Source organism: Arthrobacter sp. MW3 TE3886, assembly GCF_041262145.1.
Classification (GTDB): domain Bacteria; phylum Actinomycetota; class Actinomycetes; order Actinomycetales; family Micrococcaceae; genus Arthrobacter.
Genome location: NZ_JBGCAN010000001.1, coordinates 512,041 through 532,116 on the forward strand (window position 1 = coordinate 512,041; position 20,076 = coordinate 532,116).

Genomic DNA, 20,076 nt, shown 5'->3' on the forward strand with positions numbered 1-20,076 from the left:
CCATGCTGGCATTTGAAGCGGAACCCGGATCCGCCGTCGGACTCTCCGCACTGGACATCGTGCTGTGGGGCGTGCTGCCGTACGTCATGGTGGTGGTCCTTGTCGGCGGACTCGTCTGGCGCTACAAATACGACCAGTTCGGCTGGACCACGAGGTCCTCCCAGCTCTATGAGTCCAGACTGCTGAGGATCGCGTCCCCGTTGTTCCATTTCGGCCTGCTCGCCGTGATCGCGGGGCACTTCTTCGGCCTGGTCATCCCGATGGCATGGACCCAGGCGGCCGGAATGAGCCAGGAGTTCTACCACTTCAACGCCCTGCTGGTCGGCGGGATCGCCGGGGTGGGAACGCTGGGCGGGATCCTCCTGCTGATCTACCGCCGCCGGACCACCGGACCGGTCTTCATGGCCACCACCGGGAACGACAAGACCATGTACGTGGTGCTCACCGCGGCCATTGTGTTCGGGCTGTGGACCACGCTCGCCAGTGTCTTCGAGGGCGAGCACGGACACAACTACCGCGAGACCGTGGCCCCGTGGTTCAGATCCCTGTTCATCTTCCAGCCCGACATCGCGGCCATGGCCGCGGCGCCCTTTTCCTTCCACCTGCACACCCTCGTGGGCATGGCACTGTTCGTGATCTGGCCGTTCACCCGCCTGGTCCACGCCTTTACGGCCCCGTTCCACTACCTCTTCCGCCCCTACATCGTCTACCGCTCCCGGGACCGGGACACCGGCGGGGCCGGGGCCAAAGGCACAGCCGGCGCTGCCGGCGCCCGGAGCTCCACGGCCGGCGCGCGGCGGGGCTGGTCCGCCGTCGGAACCCGTGACCGGGACACCAGGAACCGGTGACTCCGTGCCGTAGCCGAAGGTGCGTTGCTGAACTGCGTTGCTGAACTGCGTTACTGAACTGCGTTGCTGAAACGAGGAAGGAGACCACCGTGGCCGGAGCAGTGTCCCCGCCCGTCGCCGCCCCCGCGGGCCGGGCGCTCAACCTGACGCTCGCCACCTCGACCTCCGTGGTGTGCTTCTGGGCCTGGAACTCCATCGCCACGCTGAGCGCGTACTACACCCAGCACCTGCACCTCAATCCGGCCACCACCGGCGTGCTCGTGGCCATGCCCGTCTTCGTCGGCTCGCTGGGGCGGATCGTCGTCGGCACCTTGACGGACAAGTACGGCGGCCGCGCCATGTTCACCTTTGTCCTGCTGGCCTCCATCGTCCCGATCCTGCTGGTGGCCGTCGGCGGCAGCCTCGACTCCTTCGCCCTGGTGCTGGGCGCCGGCGTGCTGCTGGGGGTCGCCGGAACCGTCTTCGCCGTCGGGATCCCCTTCGTCAGCGCTTGGTACGAGCCCGCCCGGCGGGGTTTCGCCACCGGCGTCTTCGGCGCGGGCATGGGCGGAACGGCCCTGGCGGCCTTCCTGAACCCCCGGCTTGTCGCCGCAATCGGCTACTTTCCCACCCATCTGCTGATCGCCGCGATCCTGGCGGTCATGGCCGCCATCATCTGGTTCCGACTGAAGGAGGCACCGGGCTGGACCCGCAGCAACGCGCCCGTGATGCCCAAGCTGATCGACGCCGTGAAGACCCCGGTCACGTGGAAGTTGTGCTTCCTCTACGCGGTCCTCTTCGGTGGTTTCGTTTCCTTCGCCACGTATCTGCCCACGTACCTCCGGGATGTCTACAGCTTCGATCCCAGCGCGGCCGGCGCCCGAACGGCGGGGTTTGCGCTCGCCGCCGTGCTGGCGCGGCCGGTGGGCGGCGTGCTCGCCGACAAGGTCGGTCCCAAACCCGTGGTGATCGCCGCGCTCGCCGGCGTCGCCGGGCTCGCCTGGGTGGTGAACCTGCAGCCCGACGGCGACGTCCCCGCCGGCCTGACGTTCGTCGCCATGGCGGCGGCGCTGGGCCTGGGCACGGGCGGGGTGTTCGCCTGGGTGGGCGTGCTCGCGCCGCAGGGGAAGGTCGGCAGCATCAGCGGGGTGGTGAGCGCGGCCGGAGGCCTGGGCGGCTACTTCCCGCCGCTGATCATGGGTGCCACCTATGACGCCGCAACGCACAGCTACTCGATCGGGCTGCTGCTGCTCGTCGTCACCGCGCTCGCAGCCCTGGCCTTCACCGTGTTCGCCATGCAGGGCCGGCCCAAGGCGAAGGTCGCGGCCGCCTAGCCGGCGCCGGTCCGCGGAGGATGGCTAGCCGAACAGCAGGGTGGCCAGCGTGAAGATGGCCAGCCCGGCCAGGGCACCCACCACCGTGCCGTTGATCCGAATGAACTGCAGGTCCCTGCCGACCTGCAGTTCGATCTTCTGGGACGTCTCCTCGGCATCCCAGCGGGCCACGGTGTCCGTGATGACCCCCGCGATGTCCGAGCGGTAGTTCTTCACGAGGTAGCCGGCCGCGTCGCCGATCCAGGCGTTCACCTTGCCGGCGAGCTCGGGATCGACCAGCAGCCGGGTGCCGAAGTCATGCACGGCCGCCTTGAATTTGACGGTCAGTTCGCTGTGCGGGTCATCGACGGCGGTGAGCAGGGCCGTCTTGATGGTGTCCCAGGTGCGGGAGGCGAGCTCGCGGACCTCCGGGTCACCGAGCACTTGGGCCTTGATGCCCTCGGCGCGGGCGATCATGACCGGATCATGCTGCAGGTCCTGCGCGAGTTCCTTGAGGTACTTGTCGATCGAGAGGCGGACCTGGTGCCGCGGATCGGACTGCACGGCGCGGGTGAACTTGAGGATCTCCACGTACACCTTGTCGCCCACCAGCCCGTCCACGAACGACGGCACCCACGTCGGGGACCGGTCGGTGACCAGCCGGTTGACCGTCTCCTGGTTGTCCCGCACCCAGTCCACGGTGCGGTCCACCAGTAGGTCCACCAGTGCATGGTGGTGCCCGTCGTCGAAGATCCGCTCGGCGAGCCGGCCCACCGGCGGGCCCCACGGCGGGGTGAGCAGGTGTTTGCGGACCATGGACTCGATCACGGCCTGGACGTCGTCGTCGTTGAGGACCTTGAACGCGCCGCGGATGACGGCGGCACCCTCCTTGGCGACCCGGTCCGGGCCGCCCGGGCTGGAGAGCCAGGCGCCGGCCTTGCGCGCAATGTCTGCGGACGCCAGCTTCTCCTGCACCACCTGTTCGGAGAGGAAATTGGTTTCCACGAATTCGCCCAGCGAGGCGCCGATCTGGTCTTTGCGGCGCGGGATGATCGCGGTGTGGGGGATCTTGATGCCCATGGGGTACTTGAACAGGGCCGTGACGGCGAACCAGTCCGCGAGGGCCCCGACCATGCCGCCCTCGGCCGCGGCACGGACGTATTCGAGCCCGGGATACTGCTTCTGCAGGGCGAACGCGATGATGAAGATCACCGCCATGACGACCAGGAGCGAGAGGGCCAGGAGCTTCATCCGGCGCAGCGCCGCGGCCTTCTCGACGTCGCTGGAGGCAGCGGGACGCTGGCCGGGGGGACTGTCCGGCCGGGCGCCGCCCGGACGTCCCGCGGCGCCGGTCAGGGAAGTTGACTCAGTATTCACCTGCATGAGCCCAGCCTAGCCCGCCACGGAAACGGACGGTCCGCTAACGTGGCACCATGACGACTGATGAGCCTGCCGCCGCCCGGCCTTTGGTCTATGCCCACCGCGGCTCCAGCGGAACCTTCGCCGAGCACACCCGGGCCGCGTACCTGCAGGCAATCGCCGACGGCGCCGACGGTGTGGAATGCGATGTCCACCTGACCCGGGACCAGCATGTGGTGCTCCTGCACGATGCCACCCTGGACCGCACCTCGGACGGCACCGGCCAGGTGGCCGACCGGACCCTGCAAGAGCTCCAGCAACTCGACTTCTCCTCCTGGAAGGGAGTGCGGATCCCGGAGGCCTACGGTGCCAAGTCCGGGCAGTTCCTGACCCTGCCGGACCTGCTCGACATCCTGCGCGCGGCGGGCCGCGGGATCGGCCTGGCGATCGAGTTCAAACACCCGAGCCCGTACCAGCTCAGACTCGAGGACCGGGCCCTCGAGGTCCTGCGGGCCCGGGGCTGGGATCCGCGGACGTCGATGCTGGACAACATCACGGTTTCCTTCATGAGCTTTAGCCCCGACTCCGTAAAACACCTCCTGGAGTCCGTCCCGGCGGCGGCCGTCTGCCAGCTCGTGGACGACGTCAATGTGGCGGACATCCGGGAGGAACTGGGCCTCGGTGCCCTGACCGGCGGGGCGCTGGCCAATGTGATGAAGGCCGCCCAGGCTGAGGGCGAACGGATCCTGGGGGCGGCCGAGGCAGGAATTGCCGGGCCCGGAATCGGGTACGTCCGCACGCACGGCCCGGCCGTTCAGCGCTGGCTCGCCTCGGGGTTGCGGTGCCGGGTGTGGACGGTCGACACCGAGGACGACGTCGAACGCTGCCGGAAACTCGGGATCCAGGAGATCACCACCAACTGGCCGGCCCAGGTCCTGTCCCAGCTCATGGCGGACAGCCGGCCCCCGCGGTAGCCGCCTGGCCGCTCCGCGGATCCTGGCGGACACCTTCACCTCCCCTTGCGTCCCCGGCGGATTACGGCCGGCGTGGCCGCTGTGGTTGAGTTGTTGCATGCCATTTCGCCGGCCCGTCCCGGACCTCCAGACGCTGTCCGCGGCAGCGATGAGCGCGCTGCTGCTCACCAGCGCCGCCAAGCACTTCCGCGAGCCTGAATTTTTCCACCCGGTGGTTCCTGACCTCCTGTGCCGGGACGACTCCGGCGAGCAGCCGAACGGGCCCCTGGCCGTCCTGTCCCGTGAGGAATGGGTGGCAGTGAGCGGGTTGCTGGAAGCCGCCGCCGCCGTCGGGCTCCTGGTCCCGGCCACCCGGAGGGCCGCCGCCGGCTGCGTCACGGCGCTGTTCGCCGCCTTCCTCTCCGGACACGTGGGCGCACTGCGCAAGGCCTACGGGCCGGAGGGCTCGCCGCGCCGGCGACGCGTGCACACCCTGCGGCTCCCGCTCCAGGCGCCCCTCATCGCATGGGCCTGGACCCTGACGCGGCGGAACCGGCGCCCGTGAAAATCCTGCAGTCACCGGCGGTGCGGATCGGTTTGTCGATCAGCATCGCCACCGGTCTCTACGGCGTCTCCTTCGGCGCGCTGTCCGTAACCTCCGGCCTGGATTTCTGGCAGACCATGGCCCTGAGCCTGCTGCTGTTCAGTGGCGGCTCGCAGTTCGCCTTCATCGGCGTGGTGGCCGGAGGCGGGTCCGGCGTCGCCGCGATGGGCGCCGCGACGCTGCTGGGCATGCGCAACGGCATCTACGGCATGCAGATCAATGCCCTGCTGCAGCCGCGCGGGTGGCGGAAGTTTGCCGCTGCCCAGCTGACCATCGACGAGTCGACCGCCACCAGCACCGGGCAGACGGACCCCGACGAGCAGAAGCGCGGCTTCTGGACCGCCGGAATCGGAGTCTTCGTCCTCTGGAACCTGTTCACCGCCCTCGGCGCCCTGGCCGGCGGGGCACTTGGGGATCCCAAGCAGTGGGGACTCGACGGGGCAGCCGTGGCGGCCTTCCTGGGACTGCTCTGGCCGCGGCTGAAAGGCCGGGAACCTGTGGCCATCGCGATGGTCTGCGCGCTGGCCACCGTGCTCGCCGTGCCGTTCGTGCCCCCGGGAGTGCCGATCCTCGTCGCCGCCATGGTCGCGGCAGGGATCGGCTGGTTCAGCCACGGCCGCAGCGACGAGGGCCTGGAACCGGACGTCGATCCCTACGCGGAGGACCACGTGCACCACCACCACGACCCTGCCCGCGATCCCCGCGGCGACCGCACCGGAGACGACGCATGAACCTTTGGATGTGGCTGCTGCTCTCCTGCCTGCTCGCCTACGCCTGGAAGCTGCTCGGCTACCTGGTGCCCGCCAGCCTGCTCCGCAACCCGCGGATGTCCAGGATTGCCGGGACCATGACGATCGGGCTGCTGGCGTCCCTGACGGTGGTCAATGCCGTCGCCTCCGGCCAGTCGCTCGTCCTGGACGCCCGGCTGGGCGCACTGGCGGCGGCGGGCATCGCCTTGTGGTTCCGCGCCCCGTTCCTGGTGGTGGTGATAGCCGGCGCGGCCGCAGCCGCCGGGCTCCGGGCGCTGGGCTGGGACTGACCCGCCCGTGGGACGGCTGACCGTGCTGGACCGCCGGCCGGCTGGGCTCGGCCGGAACGGTCTTTAGTCCCTACTTGGTGCCGGGATCGCGTGGGAGCATCCGAACATGACTGAACACGACGGCGAGCTGCCGGCTGCCGAGAACGAGGCCGCCGACCGGCAGCCCGCCGAGCCGCAGGCCGCGGAGCAGCATGCCGCCGACGGGCAGGCTGCGGAGCCGCGCAAGGACCAGCGCTCCAAGCAGCACGAGCCGTATGTTTCCGGCGGGGCTGAGTCCACCCGGGAAATGCGCGAAATGTCCCGCCGCCGTCGGGAAGCCGAAGAGAAGCTTCAGCAACACCTTCTCGAGGCCAAGGAAAAGCCGGCCGAAGACTAGCGCCGGGAACCAGGCTGCCGGCACCTGCAGGATCCGGCGCTTAAACCGGCGTCCCGAGTCCGGCGAGCCGCAACATGACGGCCAGGCCTTCCGGGGTGCCCGGCCAGTGGCGCCGGACGGCGTCGGCCCCGGCGCGCGAGACCACCGAGCGCAGCACCAGCGCCACGATCACGACGTCGTCTGCGTACCCGATCACGGGGATGAAGTCCGGAACGAGATCGATCGGGGAGGCCAGGTAGACGAGCAGGAGTGCCAGCCGGACCCGGACCCCCACCGCCACCGACCGGTCCGCCAGCAGGCGGCGGATGAGCCGAAGCAGGTCCGGCAACAGCCGCAATGCGTCCTTCATAGTGACGGTCTCGGGGTGCCGCCGGGCATAGGCCCACAGCAGCAACAGCAGGACGGCATAGACCGCCAGTACGCCGCCGATGACCCCGGCAACAGTTTCCCATCCCATGGCTAGATCATATGGCCCTAGCCGAGAACGGCGTCAAACGCGTTGCCCGTCAGCGGGGCCTGCGGCGGCAACGCCCGGTCCGGCCGCTCCGTCCGGATGGCGTCCTCAACCAGCGCCACGGGCCGCCGCCACGCGTCGGAGCCCGGCTCCATGGTGTCCACGACGCCGATCAGCATGGCCAGCAGGCGGATCATGTCCGTCATGGAAATGTCGCTGCGCAGGGTGCCCTGCCCCTGGCCCCGGCCCAGCAGCACGGCGATGGATTCAATCAGGCCGCCCGTAATGCCGGTCAGCAGCCCGCGACGGCCCGCGACGGCTCCCAGCAGGTTGGCCTCTTCGCTGGCAACACGCATCGTGGCATCGATGACCCGGAAGAGCCCCGCAGCGGCGTCAGGATCGGCCAGGGCCTCATCGATGGCCGGATCCACCTGCAGCCGGAGCTGCTGGTTCAGGGCAGCGAGCACCAGCTCTTCCTTGTCGGCGAAATTCCGGAAGAGGGTGGCGGGACCCACCCCGGCGGTGACGGCAATGGTCTGCAGCGGAACCTCGGGGCCGTGCTCGCGGAAGCACTGGCGGGCCGCGGCGATGATTTTGTCCACGTTGCGCGCCGCATCTGCGCGAAGCGGCCTGCGGTCTACTGCCCGGTTCATTTGCCTAGGGTAGCAATGCTGAGGGTGCGCGAACCTGTTACCGGCGGGTAGTGAGTTATGTGACGGCGGCCGGGGTGCGCCCGGCCGCTGCAGGGGTGGAATCACATGAAAGACTGGTGCAGGGCAGCCCTGGAAATTTTCGCCCCGGCTGTCCCGACTGAGTGAAGGGAACCACCACATGCTGGTCGCATTCTCCGTAGCACCCTCCGGTGACCCCGCCAACGGGCAGGCGCCCGGCGACGCGTCGGTCCACGACGCCGTCGCGGCGGCGGTGCGGATCGTCCGGGAGTCGGGCCTGCCCAACCGGACAAGTTCCATGTTCACCGAGATCGAGGGCGAGTGGGACCAGGTCATGGACGTCATCAAGCGGGCCACGGAGGCGGTGGGCGCCTACGGTTCCCGCGTCTCGCTGGTCCTCAAGGCGGACATCCGGCCGGGCTACAGCGGTGAGCTGACCGGCAAGGTGGAACGGCTGGAAAACGCCATCGACGGCCAGGGCGCCGGCGGGACCGGGCCGCAAATTCCTGCCCGGCCCGGAACCTAGGGCCGGACCGCACGCCGAAACCCGGGCGGGAGAACCGCGCGCGGAGGGGTACCGCCGGGCCCGGGCGGCTGGAACACTGGGGGCATGATCGAGCATCAGTCCACCCCCGGCTGGGTCGCCGTCGAGAACTTCCTCTCGGACGCAGTGGTCCGCCCGGACCGTTCCCTCAAGCGCGCCGTGACCAGCGCCCTTGAGGCAGGCATGCCGCCCATCGAAGTGGCCCCCAACGCCGGCAAACTCCTGAAATTGCTGGTCCAGCTCTCCGGCGCCCGCCGCGTCCTGGAGATCGGCACGCTGGCCGGATTCAGCACCATCTGGCTGGCCCAGGGGCTGCCCGACGACGGCCGGCTGGTCACCTGCGAATACCTCCCCCTGCACGCCCGCGTCGCGCGCGCCAACGTTGACGACGCCGGGCTGGGCCACAAGGTGGACATCCGGGTCGGCGCGGCGCTGGACACCCTGCCCGAACTGGAAAGCGAGGCCGGGCCGCCCTTCGATTTCGTGTTCATCGATGCCGACAAGGAAAACAACCCGCACTACCTGGACTGGGCCATCCGGCTTGGCCGGCCCGGCACCACCATCGTGGTGGACAACGTCGTGTGGGAGGGTGCGGTGCTGGACGCGTCGATGGACCCGGTCAACGCCCCCGGAATCATCAGCACGCTCCAGATGATGGGCGATGACCCGCGGCTGGATGGCACCGTGATCCAGACCGTGGGTTCGAAAGGCTGGGACGGCTTCGCCCTCGCGATCGTCCGCTAGGCACAGAATGTCCGCCAGATGCACGGGCGCCTGCGGCAGCGGACCCCGTGAAGCGCCCGGCAACCCCCAAGTGCTAAGTATGCTTAGATTGCTTGTCGACGGCGCCAGCGATGGCGGCGCGGCCGCGGATGCGCAGGACTTCAGTCACGTGGCCGGGCCCGCTCCCGATCCGCACAGCCCGAATCAGCCCAGCCCGAAGGAACACAGGCAGTCGAAATGAACGGGATCCCCATCTCCCACCACCCCCTACCTGTCCGGATCAGCTCCGCGGCCGCAGACCTGGAGACGATCAGCCCCCTGCTGTCCGAGGCGCAGGCCGCCGTCGGCGATGTCCCGGCGCTGCTGGAGCTGGCCAAGTCGGCAGCGGCGGCGGCGCCCAAACCCGGGGACGGCCGGACCGCGTTCCTGTGGGAGATTCTGGCCTCTGTGACCGCCGTCGATGTCGCCGCCGGACGTGTGCTGGAACCACAACTGGACGCCGTGGCGATCCTGGCCCAGGCCGGCGACGACGCCGCACAGCACGGCCGGGACTGCCCGGATCCCGACGATACCGACTTCGAGGGGACCTGGGGAGTGTTCGCCGCCGAGGCGCCCGGCTTGCGGCTTGAAGCCAAGGAATCCTCAGACGGCTGGATCCTCCAGGGGTCCAAACCCTGGTGCTCGCTCGCCGCGCAGCTGGACCATGCCGTGCTGACGGCCCATCTGGAGGCAGGCGGCCGGGCCGCCTTCGCCGTCGACCTCCACGCGGACGGCGTGGGCTTCGCGAATCCGGAGTGGACCAGCCGGGGGTTGCGCGAGATTCCCAGCGGAACAGTCCACTTCGAGGCCGTTCCCGCCGTGCCCCTCGGCGGTGCCGGCTGGTATTACCAGCGCCCGGGTTTCGCCTGGGGCGGCATGGGCGTGGCCGCCTGCTGGCTCGGCGGTGCCGTCGCCGTGGCGCGCAGCTTCGCCGGCTCCCTGCGGCACGCCGCCGACGGCGGACGGGAACCGGACCAGATTGCGCTGGCCCACCTCGGTGAGATTGACCGAACGCTGGCCGCCCTGACCGCCTACCTGGCCGGCACGGCCGCGAGGATCGACGCCGGGGAGCTCTCGGACCGCGGTGCGTGGAAGGAAGCCCTGCGTGTGCGCGGCAGCGTTGCCACCGCCGTCGAACGCGTCCAGACTCTCGTGAGCCAAAATCTCGGTCCGGCCCCGCTCGCCTTTGATGAGCGCTACGGAAAACGGATGGCCGATCTCGCCCTGTACATCCGCCAGCACCACGCGATGCGCGACGACGCGCAGCTGGGCGCCCTGGCGCTGGCCGAAAGCAACCCATGGTGACTTTCACCCACAACGATGCCGGGACGTCCGAGGCCGCCTGGGCCGGCAGCCGTGCCGCCGGGCTGCCGGACCTGCCGCTGGATGACGCAGCGCTCGCCGGCCGGGCCTTCATGGTCCTGGCCGCGCACCCGGACGACGAATCGCTCGGGGCCGGCGGGCTGCTGGCCCGACTGCACTCCGTCGGCGCTACGGTCCGCGTGGTGCTGTGCACGGCGGGGGAAGGATCCCACCCCGACTCGCCCACGACGACGCCGGAACAGCTCGCCGCGGTCCGGCTGCAGGAGTTCGGCGACGCCCTGAAACGCCTTTCCGGGAACGGGGCCGGGGACACAGCGTGGCAGTGCCTGGGCCTGCCCGACGGACAGCTGGCCGGGCACCGGGAAGAGATCCGGGCCGCGGTCCGGGAGGCGACGGCCGCATGCGGGCGCGCCGCCGGCGAGGTGGTTCTCGTGGCGCCCTACCGTTCCGACGGGCACACCGACCACGACGTCCTCGGATCCGTTGCCGCCGAGCTCAGCGCCGCGGCGGGCCACGCTCTCCTCGAATACCCCATCTGGTACTGGTTGTGGGCGGCACCAGACGGACCGGACGACGGCGACGTCCCGGCCGGGATGGCCGCCCCGGCCGGACCTGACGGCCCGGCCGGCGGGGCATGGCGCGGCTGGTTCCGGCTGCCGCTGCGCCCGGCGGAGCTGGAGTCCAAGGCCGCCGCGATGGCGGCACATGTGTCCCAGGTGCGCCCGCTCTCCGGGCTGCCGGGTGACGAGGTGCTCCTGCCCCCGGCCTTCCTGGCGCACTTTGAGCGGACCTGGGAGACGTTTGCCTGGCACCCAGCGGTCGCCCCGGCTGACGCCCCGGCTGACGGCCCGGCGGTCATCCCTGCGGTGGCCCGTGCGGACGGCCCGGGCGATGACGGGTCCCCACGGCCCTTCGCCGCGGGCGACGCGGAGCGCGTCTTCGATGCGGTCCACGCCCGGGAGGAGGACCCGTGGCAGTACACCTCGAGCTGGTACGAGCAGCGCAAACGTACCCTCACGCTCGCCGCGCTGCCCGGCAGCAGCTACACGGCCGGGTTGGAGATCGGCTGCTCCATCGGGACCCTGAGCGTGGAACTCGCGCCGCGGTGCGGAAGCTTCCTCGCCGTCGATGCCAGCGGCACCGCCCTGGACCATGCTGCCAGGCGGCTCGAGCACCTGCCCGCGGTAACGACGCGCCACCTGACCGTCCCGAACGAGTGGCCGGACGGATCGTTCGACCTGATCGTGGTTTCAGAGGTGGGCTACTACCTCTCGCCGGCAGAGCTTGCCGGACTGTTCGACCGGATTGAAGGCTCGCTCGTGCCCGGCGGGACCCTCGCGCTGTGCCACTGGCGGCACCCCATTTCCGGCTGGGAACTCGACGGCGACGCGGTCCACGCCGCGGCCCGGCGGCATCTGGGGTGGGCCGGCGGCGGGACCTACCAGGAGCGCGACTTTGTACTCGAGGTGTTCCTTGCGCCGGACGCTGCACCGGGTGCCGGGCCGGGCCTGGGCGGCCCCGAACGGATGCGGTGACCCCGGTGGCGGCGTTGCCGTTGCCGCGCGGGCACCGCATCGACCGGGTCGCCGTCGTCATGCCCGCAAACAACGAAGAAGACCACCTGGAACTGGCGCTGGAGGCCGTTCAGCGGTCCGCGGACGCCCTGCACAGGGTCCGGTCCGACGTCGACACCCGTGTGACGGTGGTGCTGGACAGTTGCACGGACGGCTCCGCCGCCGTCACGGCCCGCTTCGCAGCCTCGGACCCGCGGTTCAGCGCACTGGAGGTCAGCTACCGGAGCGCCGGCGCCAGCCGGGCCGCGGGCGTCCGGGCCTCCGGCATCGGCGTGATCCGGCGGCGGCCGCCCGGCCAGCGCTGGACGCCGCCGCCCTGGGCCGGCCGGACCTGGCTGGCCAACACCGACGCCGACTCCCGGGTGCCGGAGAACTGGCTGGTGCGCCAGTTGGAGTTCGCCGACGCCGGGGCCGACGCCGTGCTGGGTTCCGTGGAACCGGACCCCGCCGGGATGGACCCTGAACTGCTCCGGCGCTGGCACGAACGCCACCCCTTCCGCGAGGACCACCCCCACATCTATGGCGCGAATTTCGGGGTCCGGGCTTCCGCCTATCTTGCCGCCGGAGGGTTCGCCCGGGTCACCTCCGAAGAAGACCGGACCCTGGTGCACAGCCTCCGCAGCCGCGCCTTTACGGTTACGGCAACGGACAGCATCAGGGTCATGACCTCCGGCCGGACCCATGCCCGGGCACCCGACGGCTTTGGCACCTACCTGCGGAGCCTGGGCCACCTGCTGCCGCCTGCCGTCTGAAGGTTCATTGACGCCGGGACCGCGCCGCTCCACACTGAAGAAGTGACGGACGATGCGAAAGAACCCAGCATTGATCAGGTTGTCGAGCGTCTGGCTGCCAGGTTTCCGCACGTACCGCGAATCCACATCGCCGGGATTGTCGGCGAGGAATTCGATGCCCTGAACGCCGGCCGGATCAGGACCTACATACCCACACTCGTTGAGCGCGGCGCCCGCGTGCGGCTGAAGAGCGAGTTCGGGCTCAGCGCCGCCGAAGACTGACGCACGTGACGCCGCCCCCTAGCCGCGAGTTCGCCGGATACGCGCCACACCGCCGTAAAGTTCCGGCGGGCCCGCAGCCTTCCGGCGATTTCGACGGCGACGGCCGGCCTGCAGTGCCCGTGAGGGGCGGAGCGCGGGGGTGAATCCCGGGCCGGGGCAGGACTCGCTGTCAGCCATCGCCGGACTCAGCGCCGACGAAGCTGCCCGGCGGCTGAAGCAATTCGGTGCCAACAAACTGCCCGAGCCCCGTCCGGTCCCCGGCTGGCGGAGGCTTCTGGCTGAGCTGACCCACTTCTTCGCGATCATGCTCTGGGTGGCGGCCGTCTTCGCGATCATTGCCGGCATGCCGGAACTGGGCATCGCCATCGTGGCGGTGATCCTGGTCAACGGGGTGTTCGCCTACATCCAGCAGGAGCGGGCCCAGCATGCCGCCGCCAAACTCCGCGAGCTGCTCCCGGCCATGGTGTCGGTCCGCCGGGACCACCGCGTCATCAAGGTCCACTCCACCGAACTGGTGCCGGACGACGTCGTGGTGCTGGTGGCCGGCGACCGCGTCCCGGCGGACCTCCGGCTTGCCCTTGCCACCGGCTGCGAGGTGGACGAGTCGATGCTCACGGGCGAAAGCGAGGCGGTTGCCAAAAACCCGGGCGACGCCGCCTTCGGCGGGACCTTCCTGGTCAACGGGCACGCCGAAGGCGTGGTCTCGGTGACGGGCGGCCAGACCCGGCTCGCGGAGATCGCGTCCCTGACAGGTAAAGTCGAAGCCCCCACCAGCCCGCTGTCGCTGGAACTGCAAAGAATCGTCCGCATCACCGCCACCATGGCCCTGGGCATCGGCGCCCTGTTCTTCGTCCTCTCGCTCGTGGTCGGCATTTCCTGGCGCGATGCCTTCCTCTTCGCCATCGGGGTGGCCGTCGCGCTGGTCCCCGAGGGCCTGCTGCCGACCGTCACGCTCTCCCTGGCCGTCGGCGCGCAGCGGATGGCCAAGCGCAACGCGCTCGTGCGCAACCTACAAGCCGTGGAGACCCTCGGCTCCACGACCTTCATCTGCACCGACAAGACCGGAACCCTGACGCAGAACCGGATGAACGTCGTCGAGGTCTGGACCCCGGCCGGGCTGCTGACCATCAATGGCCAGGGCTACGGCCCCGAAGCCGAGATTACGGGCGGCGGCCTTCAAGAAGCCCGGCGGCTCAGCGTCGCTGCCCGCGCCGCCTCGGTGGGGCGCGCCGTCTTCCACGAAGACCGCTGGATAGCCGAGGGGGACCCGATGGAGGCGGCCATCGACGCGCTCGCCGTCCGCCTCGCCCTTCCGGGCAAACAGCCGGAATGGCCGACGCCGTCGCACCGGTACGCGTTCGACTCCCGCCGGCTGCGGGAGTCGGCGATCGTCGGCACCGCCCTCTTCGTGAAGGGGGCCCCGGAGTCCGTGATTCCGCTGTGCCTGGCCCCCGGCGGCGGGGCTTCGGATCCCGGCCCGAACCGGGCCATGGACATGGTCGATGAGATGGCCGCCCGTGGCCTGCGGGTACTCGCCGTCGCCCAGCGCAGCCTGCCCGGGCCGCCCGGCGCCACGTTCAGGCTGGAAGACGTCGAGGCCGGGCTGACGCTGCTCGGCCTGATGGGGTTGCACGATCCTCCCCGGACCGAGGTGAAAGTGGCCCTCCAGGCCGCCCGCGACGCCGGAATCAAAGTGGCGATGGTGACCGGCGACCACGCCTTCACCGCCGCCGCCATCGCCCGCGAGACGGGGCTGCTCGGCCCCACGGAAACCGTGCTGCAGGGACCGGACCTGCCCGGGGACGACGCCGTCCTGGCCGCCCTGCTGGACCGCGACGGAGTGGTGGTCAGCCGGGTGACGCCGGAACAGAAGCTCCGCGTGGCCCGGCTCCTGCAGGGCCGCGGGCATGTCCTGGCCATGACCGGCGACGGCGTCAACGACGGCCCGGCGCTGCAGCAGGCCGACATCGGGGTCGCGATGGGACGCAGCGGCACCGACGTCGCCCGTGAGGCCGCCGACCTCGTGCTGCTGGACGACGACTTCGCCACGATCATCGCCGCGGTGGAGCAGGGCCGTGCCACCTATGCGAACATCCGGCGCTTCCTGACGTACCACCTGACGGACAACGTCGCGGAGCTCACCCCTTTCGTCATCTGGGCCTTGTCCGGCGGCCACTTCCCCCTGGCGCTGGGCGTGCTGCAGATCCTGGCCCTGGACATCGGCACCGACCTGCTGCCCGCCCTGGCCCTGGGCAGCGAGGCGCCCAGCAAGGGGACGCTGAAGCGGCCGCCCGAGCGCCGGCACCTGATGGACCGCGCCCTCATGTTCCGGGTGTTTGGGCTGCTGGGACCGGTGGAGGCGCTGATGGAAATGACGGCGTACACGGTGGTGCTGCTCGGTGCGGGGTGGCGGCCCGGCGCCGCGCTGCCGGCTAGCGACGTGCTCATGGCGGCGTCCGGAGCTGCCTTCACCACGGTTGTCCTGGCCCAGCTGGCGAACGCCTTCGCCTGCCGCAGCGCCACCGTCCCGCCCTGGCGGCTGGGCTGGTTCACCAACAGGCTGCTGCTGTGGGCCGTGCTGGCCGAGCTGGGGCTGCTGTGCGTGTTCCTGTTCCTCGGACCGTTGGCGGCGCTGCTGGGTCAGGCGCCGCCGACGCCGGGGCGGGCTGGCGGTGGCGCTGGCCGCCGTTCCCGCCGTCCTGCTCGCCGACTGGCTGTACAAGATCGTCCGCCACCGGCGGGCTGGTTCCCCCGGAAGCCCTCCCGCCGGCGGCTTTCCCTCAGGTGGCGCCGGAGCCGGGGGCGGCGCGCGGGTCCAAAGCCCCTGACCCCGGGACACCGGTCCCGCGCAGTATGGGTCCACCGACAACGCACAGGAGTTCCGACATGGCTGAATCGCCCGTGATGTGGTTTGACGAGATCGGCATGGCCGACGTCCCGCGGGTCGGCGGGAAGAACGCCTCGCTCGGCGAGCTCATCCGGACCCTCCAAAGCGAGGGGGTACGGGTCCCCGACGGGTTCGCCACCACGGCCGCCGCGTACCGCTCGTTCGTCGCGGCCAACGGGATCGACGCCGCCATGCGGTCGCGCATTGCCGCCTACCGGTCCGGGGCCGCCACCCTGCGCGCCACCGGCGAGGCCGTCCGGGAGCTGTTCCTGGCAAGCGAGTTCCCCAACGACATCGCCGAAGCCATCCGCGCCCACTACCGGACCCTGGGGGACCGGGCCGGCCTGGACCGGCTCGCCGTGGCGGTACGCAGCAGCGCGACGGCGGAGGACCTCCCGGACGCGAGCTTCGCCGGGCAGCAGGAGACCTTCCTGAACATCGCGGGTGAGCGGGAACTGCTGGACGCCTGCCGCCGCTGTTACGCCTCACTCTTTACGGACCGGGCCATCAGCTACCGCGAGGTCAAAGGCTTCGACCACATGGACGTCGCCCTCTCCATCGGCGTCCAGCGGATGGTGCGCTCCGACGTCGGGGCATCCGGGGTGATGTTCTCCATCGATACCGACTCGGGCTTTCCCCGCGCCGCCGTCATCAGCGCGGCCTGGGGCCTCGGCGAAACCGTCGTCCAGGGCACCATCAATCCGGACAAGTACCTGGTCTTCAAGCCGCTCCTGACGGAGCCCGCGGCCGCGGAGGGCATCGCCCCGATCATCGAGAAATCCCTCGGCTCCAAGGCCCGGAAAATGGTCTACAGCCGCGGCGGGAGCGCCCGCACCCGGATGGTGGACACCTCGGAGGCTGAGCGCCGTGCCTTCGTGCTGGGCGACGCCGAGATACTTGCCCTCGCCCGCTGGGCCGTCACGGTCGAAAACCACTACGGCCGGCCCATGGACATGGAATGGGCCCGCGACGGCGAGACCGGGGAACTCTTCATGGTCCAGGCCCGGCCCGAGACAGTCCACTCGCTCCGGACCGGTCCCCGATTCACGGTCCACCACCTGCTGGAACAGGGGACGGTGCTGGCCGCCGGCTCGGCCATTGGCGACTCCATTGCGCACGGCACTGCCTGCGTCATCCGGACCGCGGCGGACATCGCGAAGTTCCGCGACGGCGCCATCCTCGTGACCGAAATGACCGACCCCGACTGGGTGCCCATCATGAAACGGGCCGCCGGGATCGTCACGGACCACGGCGGCCCCACGAGTCACGCGGCGATCGTCAGCCGCGAGCTGGGTGTGCCCGCCGTCGTCGGAACCGGCAACGCCACGGCCGTCCTGGCCGAGGGCCGGCCCGTGACGATCTCCTGCGCCGAGGGCGATCTGGGCCGCGTCTACGACGGCACCCTGGCATTTGAAACGGAAGACGTGGACCTGGGCGCGCTGCCAGAAACCCACACTGCGGTCATGGTCAACATCGCCAGCCCGGCCGCGGCCTTCCAGTGGTGGCGGCTGCCGGCGGACGGCGTCGGGCTCGCCCGGATGGAATTCATCATCAGCAGCCTGATCCGCGTCCATCCCATGGCACTTGTCCACCCGGAACGGGTCACGGACCCCGCCGAGACGCAGCAGATCCGGGAGCTGGCGCAGGCCTACGCGGACCCCACCGAGTACTTCGTGGACGCCCTGTCGCAGGGCATCGCCAAGATCGCCGCACCGTATTATCCGCGCCCCGTGATTGTCCGGCTCAGTGACTTCAAGACCAACGAATACGCCCACCTGCTCGGCGGGGGCGCCTTCGAGGAACCGGAAGAGAATCCCATGCTTGGATTCCGCGGTGCTTCCCGTTACTACGACCCCCGCTACCGCGAGGGGTTCGCGCTCGAATGCGCCGCGCTCAAGCGTGTCCGCGAGAAGCTCGGCTTCACCAACGTCATTGTCATGGTGCCGTTTTGCCGCACGCCGCAAGAGGCGGACAAGGTCCTGGCCGTGATGGCCGAGCATGGTTTGGTCCGCGGCAGCAACGGTCTGCAGGTCTACATGATGTGCGAAATCCCGTCCAACGTGGTCCTGGCCGAGAAGTTCGCCATGCGGTTCGACGGGTTCTCGATCGGCTCCAACGACCTCACACAGCTGGTCCTGGGCGTGGACCGTGACTCCGGCCAGCTCGCGGCGCTCTTCGATGAGCGGGACGAGGCCGTGATGGCGATGATCAGCGAAGCCATCCGGAAGGCCCACGCCGGCGGCATCAAGATCGGCATTTGCGGGCAGGGGCCGAGCAACCATCCGGAGTTCGCCGCGTTCCTGGTGCGGGAAGGGATCGACTCGATCTCCCTGAATCCGGACAGCTACCTCAAGACCGTGCCGCGGATCGCGGAAGCGGAGGCAGAATCAGCGAAGGCAGCGTCAGCCAAGACGGTGTAAGCCGGGAAACTCAGCCCGGTAGCGGGGCCTGCCGCGCGCTTTCCCCGGACCGCACCCTGGCGGCTGCGCCCTGGCGGCCGGGGCCGAGAGAGCGCAGGGCGTTGAGGATCGTGGCGAGATCCACGAGTTCCTGGGACAGGGCGCCGGCGATGGCCGGCACGTAGCCCGCTGCCGCGGCCAGCATGAGGGCCACGCTCAGGGCGATGCCGATCCAGATGCTCTGCAGCGCCACCTGCACGGTGCGTTGGCCGATCCGGACGGCGGTCGCCACCTTGGAGAGGTCATCGAGGATGATCACGACGTCGGCCGACTCGCCGGCCGCCGTCGAGCCGCGGGCGCCCATGGCGATTCCGACGTCGGCGACCGCCAGGACGGGGGCATCGTTGACGCCGTCGCCGACCATCATGACCGGACGGTCCGGCAGCGACCTGACGGCCTCGACCTTGTCCCGCGGCAGGCACTCGGCGCGGACATCGGTGAGCCCTGCCTCGTCCGCGATGTGCCGGGCCGTGGCGAGCGCGTCCCCGGTCAGCATGACCGTCCGGCGCACGCCCAGGTCCTTGAGGTCGCCGAGGGTGCGGCGGGCCTCTTTGCGGATGGGATCGCTCATCACCAGGGAGCCCACGAAATTTCCACTGGCACCGACGTAGATGGCGAGCTCGCCGCTGGCCAGCCCCGTCTCCACCACGCCGGACGCCCACTCCGCGACGAACGCGGGCTTACCCACCACCACGTCCTGGCCGTCGAACCTGGCGCGCACCCCGTGGGTGGCGAATTCGGTGGCTTCGGTGGCGGCCGCGAAGGGCAGGGCCCGGTTCCGGGCGGCGTCCATCACCGAGGCGGCCAGGACATGCGAGGAATACTGCTCCGCGGACGCCGCCAACTGCAGGACCTCGTCTTCTGCGAGGGGCCCGGCCGTCCGGATATGCACCAGGGACGGGCGCCCGTACGTAAGGGTTCCCGTCTTGTCGAAGGCGGCCGTCTTGATCCGGCTCAGCTGTTCCAGCACCCCGGCGTACTTGACGATGACGCCGGAGTGCGCGGCGCGGCTCATGCCGCCGAGGAATGCCACCGGCGCGGCAATCAGCAGGGGGCACGGCGTGGCCACCACAAGGACCTCGGCGAAGCGTTCCGGGCTGCCGCTGATGATCCAGCCCACGGCGCCGAGCAAGTACGCGAGGGCAGTGAACGGCACGGCATAGCGGTCAGCGAGCCGGACCATGGGCGCCTTGCTTTCCGCCGCCTCCTTCACAAGGGCGACGATCCGGCTGTACTGCGAATCCTCCATGCGCGCCGTGACCCGCATCCGGACCGCGGCCTCACCGTTCAGCGACCCGCTCATGAGGCCGTCCCCGGCGGACCGCTCCACCGGCAGGCTTTCCCCGGTGAGCGAGGACTCATCGAAAGATCCGGACTCGGAGAGCAGGACGCCGTCCAGCGGCACCACCTCGCCGGGCTTGACCAGCAGGATGTCCCCGATCTCGATGTCGGCGGCCGCCACGTCCTCGTGCTGGCTCTCTGTTTGGGTTCCGGCTGTTTCGGTTCCGGCTGTGTGGGTTCCGGCAGCGGCGGAGCCATTGCGCTCCCGGTGGGCCGTCTGCGGGACGCGTTCGAGCAACGCGGTGAGTTCGCCCTTGGCCCGGCCGGCGGCGTAGTCCTCAAGGGCAGTGCCGCCCGCGAGCATGAGTACGACGATCATCGAAGCGATGTACTCGCCCACCAGCACGGTGCTGACGATGGCGGTGACGGCCAGGATGTCGATGCCGAACTGCCCGCTTGCGAGCCGGCGCGCCATCCCGACGGCGAGGTAGGCCGCCACGGCCAGGGCATAGACGCTCGCAGCGGCCCGGGCTATGCCGTCCTGGCCTGCAGCCACAAGGACCAGCACCGCCAGCAGGACAAGGAGGGTCCCGGCCACGAGCGGATACCGGAGCACGAATTTCACGGAGGTTCCGCC

The 20,076-nt window shown here is 70.2% G+C and carries 18 protein-coding genes and 1 pseudogene; 15 read left to right on the forward strand and 4 right to left on the reverse strand.

Translation table 11 applies throughout. The annotated features are described in order from the left end of the window. Positions 1–2 precede the first annotated feature (2 nt). Both narI and ABH915_RS02445 read left to right on the forward strand, forming a co-directional pair. Positions 3–848, forward strand: coding sequence for a respiratory nitrate reductase subunit gamma (narI, locus tag ABH915_RS02440; RefSeq protein ID WP_370117385.1), 846 nt, complete (start codon positions 3–5; stop codon positions 846–848). Between the two features lie 89 nt (positions 849–937). Next, complete coding sequence (locus ABH915_RS02445; protein WP_370117388.1) at positions 938–2,161, forward strand: nitrate/nitrite transporter; 1,224 nt, start codon at positions 938–940, stop codon at positions 2,159–2,161. Positions 2,162–2,185: 24 nt separating this feature from the next. Here the strand turns inward: ABH915_RS02445 and ABH915_RS02450 are convergent, their stop codons facing one another. Next, a complete protein-coding gene (locus tag ABH915_RS02450; RefSeq protein ID WP_370117391.1) occupies positions 2,186–3,523 on the reverse strand; it encodes a DUF445 domain-containing protein in 1,338 nt (445 codons plus the stop codon). Positions 3,524–3,573: 50 nt separating this feature from the next. Here ABH915_RS02450 and ABH915_RS02455 point away from each other — a divergent pair, with 50 nt between their 5' ends. From ABH915_RS02455 to ABH915_RS02475, 5 genes are all read left to right on the forward strand, one after another. Then, entirely contained in the window at positions 3,574–4,473 is a 900-nt protein-coding gene (locus ABH915_RS02455; RefSeq protein WP_370117394.1) for a glycerophosphodiester phosphodiesterase, read from the forward strand. A gap of 97 nt (positions 4,474–4,570) precedes the next feature. Next, the gene (locus ABH915_RS02460) at positions 4,571–5,017 is read left to right on the forward strand and encodes a hypothetical protein (RefSeq protein ID WP_370117397.1); all 447 of its coding nucleotides are present in this window, start codon (positions 4,571–4,573) and stop codon (positions 5,015–5,017) included. After that, a complete protein-coding gene (locus ABH915_RS02465; RefSeq protein WP_370117400.1) occupies positions 4,978–5,787 on the forward strand; it encodes an AzlC family ABC transporter permease in 810 nt (269 codons plus the stop codon). The genes ABH915_RS02460 and ABH915_RS02465 overlap by 40 nt, the downstream gene beginning before the upstream one ends. Continuing rightward, positions 5,784–6,095 carry an AzlD domain-containing protein gene (locus ABH915_RS02470; protein ID WP_026266674.1) on the forward strand — a complete coding sequence of 104 codons (312 nt, stop codon included), beginning with the start codon at positions 5,784–5,786 and terminating at the stop codon, positions 6,093–6,095. The genes ABH915_RS02465 and ABH915_RS02470 overlap by 4 nt, the downstream gene beginning before the upstream one ends. A 106-nt stretch (positions 6,096–6,201) precedes the next feature. Further along, positions 6,202–6,471 carry a hypothetical protein gene (locus ABH915_RS02475; protein WP_370117403.1) on the forward strand — a complete coding sequence of 90 codons (270 nt, stop codon included), beginning with the start codon at positions 6,202–6,204 and terminating at the stop codon, positions 6,469–6,471. Between the two features lie 40 nt (positions 6,472–6,511). On the opposite strand, the gene ABH915_RS02480 is transcribed toward ABH915_RS02475, so the two are convergent. Further along, positions 6,512–6,928: a YkvA family protein gene (locus ABH915_RS02480; RefSeq protein WP_018774841.1), complete on the reverse strand. Its 417-nt coding sequence runs from the start codon at positions 6,926–6,928 to the stop codon at positions 6,512–6,514. A 17-nt stretch (positions 6,929–6,945) separates the two neighbouring features. Then, positions 6,946–7,578 (reverse strand): TetR/AcrR family transcriptional regulator, encoded by a 633-nt coding sequence (locus tag ABH915_RS02485; RefSeq protein ID WP_370117406.1) that lies wholly within the window; start codon positions 7,576–7,578, stop codon positions 6,946–6,948. A 178-nt stretch (positions 7,579–7,756) separates the two neighbouring features. Between ABH915_RS02485 and ABH915_RS02490 the strand changes: the two genes are divergently transcribed. From ABH915_RS02490 to ppsA, 8 genes and pseudogenes are all read left to right on the forward strand, one after another. Next, a complete protein-coding gene (locus tag ABH915_RS02490) occupies positions 7,757–8,122 on the forward strand; it encodes a thiamine-binding protein (protein ID WP_018774839.1) in 366 nt (121 codons plus the stop codon). Positions 8,123–8,206: 84 nt separating this feature from the next. Then, on the forward strand, positions 8,207–8,884 hold the full coding sequence (locus ABH915_RS02495) for an O-methyltransferase (protein ID WP_370117409.1): 678 nt from the start codon (positions 8,207–8,209) through the stop codon (positions 8,882–8,884). Between the two features lie 216 nt (positions 8,885–9,100). Continuing rightward, positions 9,101–10,207 (forward strand): acyl-CoA dehydrogenase family protein, encoded by a 1,107-nt coding sequence (locus tag ABH915_RS02500; RefSeq protein ID WP_370117412.1) that lies wholly within the window; start codon positions 9,101–9,103, stop codon positions 10,205–10,207. After that, positions 10,201–11,760, forward strand: a complete 1,560-nt coding sequence (locus ABH915_RS02505) for a PIG-L family deacetylase (RefSeq protein WP_370117415.1) — start codon at positions 10,201–10,203, stop codon at positions 11,758–11,760. The genes ABH915_RS02500 and ABH915_RS02505 overlap by 7 nt, the downstream gene beginning before the upstream one ends. Continuing rightward, the gene (locus ABH915_RS02510; protein ID WP_370117418.1) at positions 11,757–12,551 is read left to right on the forward strand and encodes a glycosyltransferase family 2 protein; all 795 of its coding nucleotides are present in this window, start codon (positions 11,757–11,759) and stop codon (positions 12,549–12,551) included. Before ABH915_RS02505 ends, ABH915_RS02510 begins: the two co-directional genes overlap by 4 nt. A gap of 42 nt (positions 12,552–12,593) precedes the next feature. Next, the gene (locus ABH915_RS02515) at positions 12,594–12,812 is read left to right on the forward strand and encodes a three-helix bundle dimerization domain-containing protein (protein ID WP_370117421.1); all 219 of its coding nucleotides are present in this window, start codon (positions 12,594–12,596) and stop codon (positions 12,810–12,812) included. Positions 12,813–12,951: 139 nt separating this feature from the next. Continuing rightward, positions 12,952–15,640: pseudogene (locus tag ABH915_RS02520) on the forward strand (cation-translocating P-type ATPase). Positions 15,641–15,698: 58 nt separating this feature from the next. Then, on the forward strand, positions 15,699–18,119 hold the full coding sequence (ppsA, locus tag ABH915_RS02525; RefSeq protein ID WP_370117424.1) for a phosphoenolpyruvate synthase: 2,421 nt from the start codon (positions 15,699–15,701) through the stop codon (positions 18,117–18,119). Positions 18,120–18,129: 10 nt separating this feature from the next. On the opposite strand, the gene ABH915_RS02530 is transcribed toward ppsA, so the two are convergent. Further along, positions 18,130–20,064 carry a heavy metal translocating P-type ATPase gene (locus tag ABH915_RS02530; protein WP_370117427.1) on the reverse strand — a complete coding sequence of 645 codons (1,935 nt, stop codon included), beginning with the start codon at positions 20,062–20,064 and terminating at the stop codon, positions 18,130–18,132. Positions 20,065–20,076 lie beyond the last annotated feature (12 nt).